Genomic DNA, 10,260 nt, shown 5'->3' with positions numbered 1-10,260 from the left:
AGGCCCGATTTTGCCTCTTGACAATGTCCTGCTCATATTAAAAGGAACGTCCCTAAGTGCCGGCCGCAGCTACAGTAGCCCAAAGTGCTTGGCGGCGTTGTAGATGCCGTCTTCGTCTACGGCGGTCGTAACGTAGGTCGCCGCGGCCTTCACGGTATCCTGCGCGTTGCCCATGGCCACACTTGTGCCCACGGCCGAGAACATCGACAGGTCGTTCTCGCCGTCGCCAAAGGCGATCGTCTCGCTCGCGTCGACACCCAGGCGCTCCAGCGTCGCCGCGACACCCAAGTCCTTGCCGCCGTTAGCGGGAATAATGTCGCAGAACAGGTCGCACCAGCGCGTAGTGAGCGAATGCGACACCGCGTCGGTCACGATATGCTCGTCGGCCGGGTCCACAAAGGCGCAGAACTGGTAGACCGGTGCGTCAAAGGCGTGCTCAAACGGCTCCTCGTGGTAGACAATCCCCGCGTTGCCGCCGGCCGTCACCACGCGCTCGGACAGACGGTTCACAAACGAGTTCTCGCCCTGCATGCACAGCGAGTCGTAGCGCCCCTGCGCTACCTGGTCCACAATCACCGCAACGTCATCCGGATCGATCGGGCAGCTGCGGTAAACGCCGTCAGCGTCAAAACAGTGCTGACCCGAAAGCGTAATGTACGCATCCCATCCCAAGTCGAACAGCCAATCCGGCATCTGGTAGGTCGGGCGGCCCGTGGCGATCACGCACGCAATCCCCTGTTCGCGAAAGCTGTCGAGCACCTGCTGCGCCGACGCCGGAATCCGATGGGTCTTAAAGCTCAGCAACGTGCCGTCGATATCGAAAAATGCGGCCTTGATCATCCTTGCCTACTCCTCGCCCTCGAGCTTTTCACTCGCCTCGAGCCACGCCATCTCCAGCTCGTCCATGGCGGCGTGAGCCTCGTCAATCTTTGCCTGCTGCTCGCCCAGCGCCGTGTAGTTGGTGGGGTCAACCTGGGCCATCGCGGCCTCGGCCTCCTCCACGCGAGCGCGCTGCGTCTCCATCTTGCGCTCGAGCGAGCTCACCTCGCGGCGGAGCTTCTGGCGCTCGGCGTTGGAAAGGCCATTGGGCTGGCCGCTCGCTTTGGGCTTTTCGGCCGCAGCTGCCGCGGCACCGGTGTCAAACGTGCCGGTCTTGGCACTCGGCGCACCCACGGGCTCGCCCTCGGCGGTGGCGTTGCACAGGCGCAGGTACTGGTCGACGCCGCCAGGCATATGCGTCAGGTGGCCGTCGAGCAGCGCCCACTGCTGGTCGGTCACGCGCTCCATCAAAAAGCGGTCGTGCGTCACTAGGATCAGCGTGCCGGGCCAGCCGTCAAGCAGGTCCTCGACGATCGCCAGCATGTCGGTATCCAAGTCGTTGCCGGGCTCGTCCAGGATAAGCACGTTGGGCTCGTCCAGAATCGTCAGCAACAGCGACAGGCGACGGCGCTGGCCGCCCGAAAGGTCGCCGATGCGGCTCCAGAGCTGCTGCGTCGTAAAGCCCAGGCGCTCGCAGAGCTTCTCGGGCGAGGTCTCCTTGCCATCGATGACGTAGTACCTTTTGTAGTTGCTGAGCACTTCACGGATCGTGTCGCCCATGTAGGGTTCGAGCTCCTCGAGCTGCTGCGACAGAACGCCAAAACGCACCGTCTGGCCAATCTTCACACGGCCGCGCGTGAGCTCAATCTTGCCCTGGATCACGTCGAGCAGCGTGGACTTGCCGGCGCCGTTCTCACCTAAAAGACCATAGCGGTCACCCGCACCAATGAGCCAGGTCACATCGGTGAGCACCTGTTTGGACGAGCCATCGGCATCCGCATAGCCGGCGTCCACGTCGACTACATCGATAACCTGCTTGCCCAGGCGGCTCACGGCCAGGCGCTTGAGCTCCAGCTCGTCACGTACGGGCGGCACGTCGGCGATCAGCTCGCGAGCGGCATCCACCCGAAACTTGGGTTTGGTGGAACGAGCCTGGGCACCGCGGCTCAGCCACGCGAGCTCCTTGCGCGCCATGTTGCGACGGCGCTCCTCGGTAACGGCGGCCATGCGGTCGCGCTCCACGCGCTGCAGGATATATGCCGAGTAGCCGCCCTCGAAGGGATCTACCTGGCCGTCGTGGACCTCCCACATGCTGGTGCAGACCTCGTCCAAGAACCAGCGGTCGTGCGTGACCACGAGCATGGCGCCCTGGCCGCGCTGCCAGCGGGCCTTTAAGTGACGCGCAAGCCAGTTGATGGTGCGCATGTCCAGGTGGTTGGTGGGCTCGTCGAGCATGAGCACATCGTAGTCGCCAATCAGCAGGCGCGCGAGGTCCACGCGACGGCGCTGACCGCCCGAGAGCTCGCCCACCATGCCCTCCCAGGGCACATCGCTAATAAGACCGGCCAGAATCTGGCGCGTACGCGGGCTCGACGCCCACTCGTACTCAGGCGTGTCGCCCACAACGGCATGATGCACGGTGTCGGTATCGACCAGGTTGTCCTTTTGGCCGAGCAATCCGATCGTGGTGTCGCGGCGGTGCGTCACGCGGCCGTCGTCGGGCTCCAGCGTGCCGGCGAGCACGCTCAGCAGCGTCGACTTGCCGTCGCCGTTTTTGCCGACAATACCAATACGGTCGCCCTCGTCCACGCCGAGCGTCACGCTATCGAAAATATGCTTGGTGGGAAACTCTAGGCTGATGGAATCGCATCCCAAAAGAATCGCCATATGCCCTGCTCCTTCGTAGAAATTCAACGTTGTCCATGATAGCAGCGAGCCCCACCCCAAACCACCACGAAGGTGCCTGTCCCCTTTGTGGTGGTCGTTTCGGTCGCAGAGCAAAAAGGCGGGCCATCTCGCAAAAGAGATGACCCGCCTCTCCAATCAGTCCCGCGGCAACCGTGGCCGCCGCGGGCCTCAAGCATGTCCCGGACTAGGAGAACATGCCGGTGAGGTAATCATTCAGCCGCTTATCCTTGGGCCGTTGGAAAATCTCGTCGGTCTCGTCGTACTCGACCATATCGCCCATGTAGAAAAACGCCGTGCGGTTGGACACGCGCGACGCCTGCTCCATGTTGTGCGTCACGATGACGATGGCGCGGTCGGCCACGATCGACGACATGAGGTCCTCGATCGCCAGCGTCGAGATGGGGTCGAGCGCCGAGCAGGGCTCGTCAAACAGGATTACGTCGGGGTTGAGTGCCAGCGTGCGCGCGATGCACAAACGCTGCTGCTGGCCGCCCGAAAGCGCGTAGGCGCTCTTGTCGAGCTTGTCCTTGACCTCGTCCCACAGGGCCGCACCGCGCAGGCTTTCCTCGACCATGCGATCGAGCTCGTCGCGGTCGGTGATGCCGTGGCGCTTGGGCGCAAACGTGATGTTGTCTCGAATGGACTTGCGGAAGGGGTTGGGCTGCTGAAACACCATGCCAATGGACCGGCGCAGCTCGTAGGTATTCTCGGTCTTGGTGTTCACGTTGCGTCCGCGGTAGCTGATCTCGCCCTCCACGCGGCAGCCGCGAATCTCGCGATTCATCAGGTTGAGGCTGCGCAAGAAGGTCGACTTGCCGCAGCCCGAAGGCCCGATGAGCGCCGTGATCTCACCCTTGTGGAAGTCGAGCGACGTATTGTGCAGCGCATGGTGGTCGCCATAGTACACGTTGACGTCCTTGGTGGAGAGCACGACCTCGTCGCTCACGGCCTTGCCGCTCACGCGAACACGTTTCTCGCTCTCCCCCACGCTCGACAAAAAGTCCTGGGTGTCGGACGATGCCGCCTCGGTTGCGGGCGTCGCATTCGTCTCGCTCATTCGGCCGTCATCCTCCTTGCCAGTTGCTTGCCCACGATACGGGCGACTACGTTAAACAGCAGCACGCAAATCATCAGCAGTGCCGCAGTGCCCCAGACGATCTGCTGGGCCTCGGGGCTGCCCTCGCCATAGATCTTGTAGATGTGCACGGCCAGCGACTCGCCGGGACGGAACACGTTCCAGGCGCAGGTGGGGCTCGACAGGTTAAAGCTCAAGAAGTTCAGGCGAACCGGCGAGCTCATGCCCGAGGTAAAGAGCAGCGCCGCGGCCTCGCCAAACACGCGGCCGGCCGAAAGCACGATGCCGGTCACGATGGCGGGCATGGCCTCGGGAATCAGGATGTGCAGTGTGGCCTCCCAGCGAGTGAGGCCCATGGCCAGGCATGCATCGCGCTGGGCCTGCGGCACGTCCTCGAGCGCCTGCTGAATCACGCGCACCAGGATGGGGATGTTGAACATGGTGAGCGCGACGGCGCCGGAGATGATGGAGTACTTCCAGCCCAGCTGCACCGAGAACACCAGAAAGCCGAACATGCCTACGACAATGGAGGGCAGCGAGGACAGCGTCTCGATGGCGGTCGAGGCGATGTCGCGAATAGGCCCATCGGGCGCGTACTCAACCAAAAAGACCGCGCCGCCCAGGCTGATGGGCACCGAGATGATCAGGGTGATCAGCAGCAGATAGAACGAGTCGAACAGCTGGTAGAGCACGCCGCCCTGCGTTCCGTTGGCGCGTGCGGGCTGCGTGAGAAAGCCCGGCTGGAACAGCGTCGAGATACCCTCGAACAGGATGTAGGCCACCATGGAGACGACGATAAGCATGACGATGGCGACAATCGCCGTCAGCACGCCCGTGGCGATGCGGTCCTGCTTTTGGACAAGCCCGAGTCTCGCCTCGTCGATGTGGATGCGCGTGCTAGCCACGAGCCTTCGCCCCCTTGCGGCCAATGAGATGGATGATCAGGATAAAGATGAGGCTCATGCCCATCAGCAGCAGACCGAGCGCCCACAGGACGTCGTCCTGCGCCGAGCCCTCGGCATAGACCGCCATGGACGTGGTGAGCGTGGTGGTGATGGTAGACGCCGGCGACAGCAGCGACGTCGGCATGGCCTCGATGCCGCCAATGACCATGCGCACGGCGAGCGTCTCGCCAAAGGCGCGGGTCATGCCAAGGATGACTGCGGTCATGAGCGAGGGCATGGCGGACTTGAGCACCACGTGCCAGATGGTCTGCCAGCGGGTGTAGCCCAGCGCGAGCGAACCCTGGCGGTAGCTATCGGGCACGGCGCGCAGGCCATCGACCGAAAGCGTGGTCATCGTCGGCAGAATCATGACTGCCAGCACGATAGCGCCGGGCAAGATACCCAGACCCGTGCTCACGTGGAAAACGCTCTTCATAAGGCCGACGACCACGTGAAAACCGATCAGGCCAAAGACGACCGAGGGAATACCGGTCAAAAGCTCAATGAGCGGCTGAAAAACCTTGGAGCCAAACTTAGGCTGAATCTCGACCGCAAAGATGGCAGAGCCGATGGCGATGGGCAGTGCGATGAGCGTGGAGAGCACCATGACCGCAAACGAGGTGACGATCAGGGGCAGGGCGCCAGTGTAGGGCAGGCCGTTTTCGGCCGTGTTGGCCAGGTCCCACTTGGTACCGATAAAAAACTCGACGATCGAGACGCCGTCCTTGAAAAAAGCCGAGAGGCCCTTTTGGGCGACCATAAAGATGAGCGCGGCAACGACAAGCGTCACGAGCGCTACGCACGCACCCGTGACGCCCAGGCCCACGTTCTCAAGCTCGCGCTTTGGCAGCTGTTTTGCCATTGCAAACCTTTCCGGGGGCGATTACTTATTTAGCGGAGACCTTGCCACTGGCGTCCTTGACGACCTTCATGGCAGAAACGGGAATAAAGCCCTGCTCCTCGACGAGCTTGCCCTGGACGTCGTCGGAAAGCATGAACTCCAGGAAGGCCTTGGTGGCCTCGTCGGCGTCCTTAGCACAGTACATGTGCTCGGTCGCCCAGATCTTGAAGGAGTCGTCGGTGACGTTTGTGCTCTTGGGCTCGACGCCCTCGACCATGATGGCGTTGAACTTGGAGTCATCGAAGTGCGAGAAGTCAAGGTAGGAGATGGCGTTGTCGGTGCTGCCCATCTGAGTCTGGACATCGCCGGACTTGTCGAGCTCGGCGTCGCCCTTAAAGTCGACGGCCTCGTCGCCAAAGACGGCGGCCTCGAAGGTGGCGCGGGTGCCGGAGCCGGCCTTGCGGTTGAGAACGACGATCTTGGCGTCGTCGCCGCCGACCTCCTTCCAGTTGGTGATCTGGCCGGAGAAGATGCCCTTGAGCTGCTCGAGGGTCAGGTCGTCGACTGTCACGTTCTTGGAGACGACGGGGCCCATGCCCACGACGGCGACCTCGTGATCGACGAGGTTCTTGACCTGATCGGCCTCGAGCTTGGTCTCGGCGAAGACATCGGAATTACCGATGGTGACGGTGCCGGCGGCGACAGCGGTCAGGCCCTTGCCCGAACCGTTACCCGAACCGGAGACGGAGACGTCCGGGTTGGCATCCATGAACTTCTCGGCAGCAGCCTCGACGAGAGCCTGGAACGAGGAAGCGCCGTCGTAGGTCACCTCGCCCGAGACGGACTCGGCAGCAGCGGCGCTGCCCTCAGCAGCGGTGTTGGCGGCGTTGGAGCCGCCGCAACCAACGAGACCGAGACCGACGATGCTGGCAAGACCACCAGCGAGGCCGAGGAACTGACGACGAGAATAAGCCTGATCGAGCATGATCTTCCTTTCATACAAGCGACTCGCGGGCACCCTGCCCGCTTTGCTGTTTGGAAAGATACGGTCTCGATCGGGCAGCGCCCGCGTCAGCTGCGCTTTATTACGGGCATCTGATAGACCCTTACCGCAAGCGCGGCTCGGCTTTACAAACGAATAACAAACCCGCCACCAAGCATGACCCGCCTTTTACACCAATAAAAACAAAGTTGCGGTGAAATAGTTCCTGCTTGGCCATCAAATGGCCCATTCTAGGAACTATTCCACCGCAACTTAAAAAGCCCGGACGAAAGGGGTGCTAAGTTGTTAAAACGCCGCAGCCTTAAAGCTCAAGCTCGTTCAAACGTAAGATCGCCACGATATAAATCTTGAGCGCCTGCTTGAGCTGTTCCTCGTTGGCGCACTCGTTGGGACCGTGCATCTGGCCGCCCCACTCGGGCAGCTCCAGACCGGTCTCCTCGGGGCCAAACGAGACGGCGCGGGCAAAGTTGCGCGCGTACGTGCCGCCGCCCATGGCAAAGGGCTCAGCATGCTTGCCCGTAAACTCGTTATAGGTATCAATAAGCGCCTTCACGGCCGGATCGTCGGCAGAGACCGAGAACGGCACCTTCGCACGACCCACACGGCACGTCACGCCAAAACGGCCCACGAGCGGATCGAGCTGCTCGCGGATGGTATCGGCACTCGTGCTGTCGGGGAAGCGCACGTCGATGACCTGCTCAATATGGCCATCCGCCACGCGGATGACGCCAGCGTTGCAGGTAAGCGGGCCAAACGCCGGACTCGTCGCATCGATACCCAGGCCGCGACCATAGGCGTCCGCATGCACAAAGGCCAGGAACTTGACGAACTCGTGCTCGGCAGGCGTCAGCAGGCGCTCGTCGCGTGCACCAAACGCGTCCTCGGCCTCGCGCAGATACGCCACGATCAGCCCGACGGCGTTGATCGTTCCCTCTGGCATCGAGGCATGACCGCCAATGCCGTGGGCGAAAATCTGCGCATGCCCGTTATCAAGCGCCGTGATCTCCAGGCGGTCGGCGTTCTCAACGGGCGCCGGCAGCTCATCGGCGGCAATCGCGAGCTCGCAGATGGACTGCGACGGAATGGCATTGCTCGCCTCGGAGCCGCTCCACGACACGATGCGCCCGCCGTCGATCTTGGGACTCACGAACGTCGCCCCAAACTGGCCCTTCTCGGCATTGCAGACCGGAAACTCGGCATCGGGCGTAAACAGAAAGTCGGGGTTCGCGTGGTTCTCCAGATAATGGTGAACGTCGGACATGCCCACTTCCTCATCGCAGCCCAGCAGCGCGCGGAAAGTATAGCGCGGGGTAATGCCGTGCTTGAGCAGATAGGCGCCGGCGTAGAGTGACAGCACCGCCGGACCCTTGTCGTCGATAACGCCGCGGCCGAGCAGCCAGCCCTCGCGACGCTCCAGCGCAAACGGGTCGGTGTTCCAGCCCGGGCCGGCGGGCACCACGTCCACGTGGCAGATGGTCGCGAGCTGCTTGTCGCCGCGGCCAGGGATATCGGCAATGCCCACATAGCCCTCGTCGTCGCTCGTCTGATAGCCAAGCTTCTGCGCGATGCCGAGCGCACAGTCGAGCGCGTCACGGACCGGGCGGCCAAACGGCGCGCCGGGCTCTGCATCGGCAGAAACTGCCACGGACGGATAGCTCACCAGCTGCTCGATATCGGCGACGACATCTTCCCAGACCTCGTCGACATACTCAGCGACGCTCTGCTCCACCTGATTCATAGACTGCCTCCTTACCAATGAGCGGCAAGCGTACCCGCCCCTCACATTTAGTTCCTAGATAGAGAAAAGTTTAGCAAGCTCGGCCACCGAGTGCACCACTGCATCGGCACCCGCCGCCTCATGCTCACCCGGCGCCGCCGCGCCCGAATAGATGCCGATGCACGGCACGCTCATCGCGTGCGCGCCCTCGACGTCGTTAAAGCGATCGCCGATCATCACGGCATCGTCCGCCGTCGCGCCGAGCGCCGCCAGGGCATCGCGAACCGAATCGGCCTTGGTCTCGCGCCCCTGCGGCGGATTCATGCCAACCACGGCTTCGAACTGAGAAAGACCAAGCTCATGCACCATGTCGATGCATTTGGCCTCCATGCGTGACGTCGCCACGGCCATACGCTTGCCCCGGGCGGCCAACTCATCCAGCAGCTCGGGAATCCCATCGAACACGGGGTACTCCTCCGGTCCCAGCTCATCAAAAAAGGCGCGGTACTCGTCGGCCACCACAAGCGACTCCTCGCGGGAAAAGCCGTAAAAGTCGTGAAAGCTCTTCCACAGGGGCGGCCCGATCATGCGGCGCAGATCACCCATCTGCGTCTCCGAAAACCCGCGCGCAGCCAGCGTCTTGCGCGTCGAGGTCATCACTGCCCGACCCGTATCGGCCACCGTGCCGTCAAAATCGAACAGCACAACCGGCCGCTCGCAAAGTTGCAATGCCGCCATCGGCACCCTTCTTCCCCAGTTGATGATTTCCACACCACCGCTTCAAACTGTTGACTATTCAACAATTGAACCTAGCAATGTAGAGCAACTCCACTATACTTGTCGCACTTTGCTTTCAGAAGGCGGCGCTGCCGCGCCCCAACGAAAGGTGCAATTATGTCTTTTGCCATCATAACCGACTCCACGTCGGACATCTCCCCCGCCCGTGCCCAAGAGCTCGGCATTTACGTGATTCCGCTGCATGTGATTATCGAGGGCGAGGACCTGCTCGACCAGGTGCAGATTACCGCCGAGGAATACGTCGCCCGCATGGCTGGCTCCGAGCAGCTGCCGCACACCTCGCAGCCGAGCGCCGGCGAGTTCAAGGCGCTGTTTGACCGCGTACGCGCCGATGGCCACGACAGCGCGATCTTTATCTCGCTGTGCAGCGAGTGGTCCGCCTGCTATTCCAACGCATGCCTGGTCGCCGAGACCCACGAGCTCGACGTGCGCTGCATCGATTCGCGCACCGGCTCGGGCGCCGAGGGCCTGCTGGTGGAGTACGCGCTGGCTATGCGCGAGGACGGCCGCAGCCTGGACGAGACCGAGGCGCAGATCCGCGCGGCCCTGCCCGACGCCCACCTGCTGCTGATTCCCCGCACGCTCGAGAACCTCGTTAAGAACGGCCGCGCGCCCAAGCTTGCCGGCCAGCTCACGCAGATGCTCAACATTCGCCTGGCCGTTTCGCCGGAGTGGAAATCGGGCGAGATCAAGGCCATCAAAAAGGGCCGCGGCGCCAAGCGCATCGTCGCCAACACCATGGCAGATTGCCTCGCGTTTTTGGACGAGCACCCGGGCTCAAGCGTGCGTGTGCTCACGACCGGCGCCGCCGAGGAGCAGGAACTTGTCAACGAGGCACTCGCGGGCCAGGATTACGTAGACGCCGGCACCGGCCCCATCGGCTGCACCATCGCAACCCACGTAGGCGTCGACGCCATCGCCATCAGCTACTGCCCCCGCTACCAGCCAACTCGCTAGGGACACCCATATCAGTTGCGGTGAAATAGGGACTGTTTTTGGCTTACCAGCCGCAAATCAATCCCTATTCCACCGCAACTTAGAAGCAGTTCATTTGGGACGGGGCTAAAAAGACTGATATCAAACGTTTCAGACCAGTCTTTTTAGCCCCATTACAGTTTGAGTCGTCCGAAAGGGCGGCTCTTTTCCGTTGCACGG

At 62.3% G+C, this 10,260-nt stretch carries 9 protein-coding genes; 1 reads left to right on the top strand and 8 read right to left on the bottom strand.

All coding sequences use genetic code 11. The features are described from left to right. Positions 1–69: 69 nt before the first annotated feature. From DWV43_RS09550 to DWV43_RS09515, 8 genes are all read right to left on the bottom strand, one after another. Positions 70–840 carry a Cof-type HAD-IIB family hydrolase gene (locus DWV43_RS09550; protein ID WP_117818361.1) on the bottom strand — a complete coding sequence of 257 codons (771 nt, stop codon included), beginning with the start codon at positions 838–840 and terminating at the stop codon, positions 70–72. A gap of 6 nt (positions 841–846) precedes the next feature. Beyond that, the gene (locus DWV43_RS09545) at positions 847–2,706 is read right to left on the bottom strand and encodes an ABC-F family ATP-binding cassette domain-containing protein (protein WP_117818363.1); all 1,860 of its coding nucleotides are present in this window, start codon (positions 2,704–2,706) and stop codon (positions 847–849) included. Between the two features lie 205 nt (positions 2,707–2,911). After that, entirely contained in the window at positions 2,912–3,784 is an 873-nt protein-coding gene (gene pstB / locus DWV43_RS09540; RefSeq protein ID WP_192934525.1) for a phosphate ABC transporter ATP-binding protein PstB, read from the bottom strand. After that, a complete protein-coding gene (pstA, locus tag DWV43_RS09535) occupies positions 3,781–4,707 on the bottom strand; it encodes a phosphate ABC transporter permease PstA (protein WP_117757753.1) in 927 nt (308 codons plus the stop codon). The genes pstB and pstA overlap by 4 nt, the downstream gene beginning before the upstream one ends. Further along, a complete protein-coding gene (gene pstC / locus DWV43_RS09530; protein WP_117806366.1) occupies positions 4,700–5,608 on the bottom strand; it encodes a phosphate ABC transporter permease subunit PstC in 909 nt (302 codons plus the stop codon). The genes pstA and pstC overlap by 8 nt, the downstream gene beginning before the upstream one ends. Before the next feature lie 25 nt (positions 5,609–5,633). Next, positions 5,634–6,572: a phosphate ABC transporter substrate-binding protein gene (locus tag DWV43_RS09525; RefSeq protein WP_117818366.1), complete on the bottom strand. Its 939-nt coding sequence runs from the start codon at positions 6,570–6,572 to the stop codon at positions 5,634–5,636. Positions 6,573–6,891: 319 nt separating this feature from the next. Beyond that, complete coding sequence (locus DWV43_RS09520) at positions 6,892–8,328, bottom strand: M20 family metallopeptidase (protein WP_117818368.1); 1,437 nt, start codon at positions 8,326–8,328, stop codon at positions 6,892–6,894. Between the two features lie 54 nt (positions 8,329–8,382). Next, entirely contained in the window at positions 8,383–9,045 is a 663-nt protein-coding gene (locus tag DWV43_RS09515; RefSeq protein ID WP_117818370.1) for an HAD hydrolase-like protein, read from the bottom strand. A gap of 156 nt (positions 9,046–9,201) precedes the next feature. Here DWV43_RS09515 and DWV43_RS09510 point away from each other — a divergent pair, with 156 nt between their 5' ends. Further along, positions 9,202–10,062 (top strand): DegV family protein, encoded by an 861-nt coding sequence (locus tag DWV43_RS09510; RefSeq protein ID WP_117818372.1) that lies wholly within the window; start codon positions 9,202–9,204, stop codon positions 10,060–10,062. The last annotated feature ends 198 nt before the right edge of the window (positions 10,063–10,260 follow it).

The organism is Collinsella sp. AF05-9, assembly GCF_003465595.1.
Lineage (GTDB): Bacteria > Actinomycetota > Coriobacteriia > Coriobacteriales > Coriobacteriaceae > Collinsella.
The sequence above is the reverse complement of the archived record's forward strand: the minus strand, read 5'-3'. Positions and strand labels throughout refer to the sequence as shown.

Excerpts from the sequence above, each read along its gene's own strand:
- DWV43_RS09520 (WP_117818368.1), bottom strand. The coding sequence starts at position 8,328 with ATGAATCAGGTGGAGCAGAGCGTCGCTGAGTATGTCGACGAGGTCTGG.
- DWV43_RS09515 (WP_117818370.1), bottom strand. The coding sequence starts at position 9,045 with ATGGCGGCATTGCAACTTTGCGAGCGGCCGGTTGTGCTGTTCGATTTT.
- DWV43_RS09545 (WP_117818363.1), bottom strand. The coding sequence starts at position 2,706 with ATGGCGATTCTTTTGGGATGCGATTCCATCAGCCTAGAGTTTCCCACC.
- DWV43_RS09550 (WP_117818361.1), bottom strand. The coding sequence starts at position 840 with ATGATCAAGGCCGCATTTTTCGATATCGACGGCACGTTGCTGAGCTTT.
- DWV43_RS09525 (WP_117818366.1), bottom strand. The coding sequence starts at position 6,572 with ATGCTCGATCAGGCTTATTCTCGTCGTCAGTTCCTCGGCCTCGCTGGT.
- pstC (WP_117806366.1), bottom strand. The coding sequence starts at position 5,608 with ATGGCAAAACAGCTGCCAAAGCGCGAGCTTGAGAACGTGGGCCTGGGC.
- DWV43_RS09510 (WP_117818372.1), top strand. The coding sequence starts at position 9,202 with ATGTCTTTTGCCATCATAACCGACTCCACGTCGGACATCTCCCCCGCC.
- pstB (WP_192934525.1), bottom strand. The coding sequence starts at position 3,784 with ATGAGCGAGACGAATGCGACGCCCGCAACCGAGGCGGCATCGTCCGAC.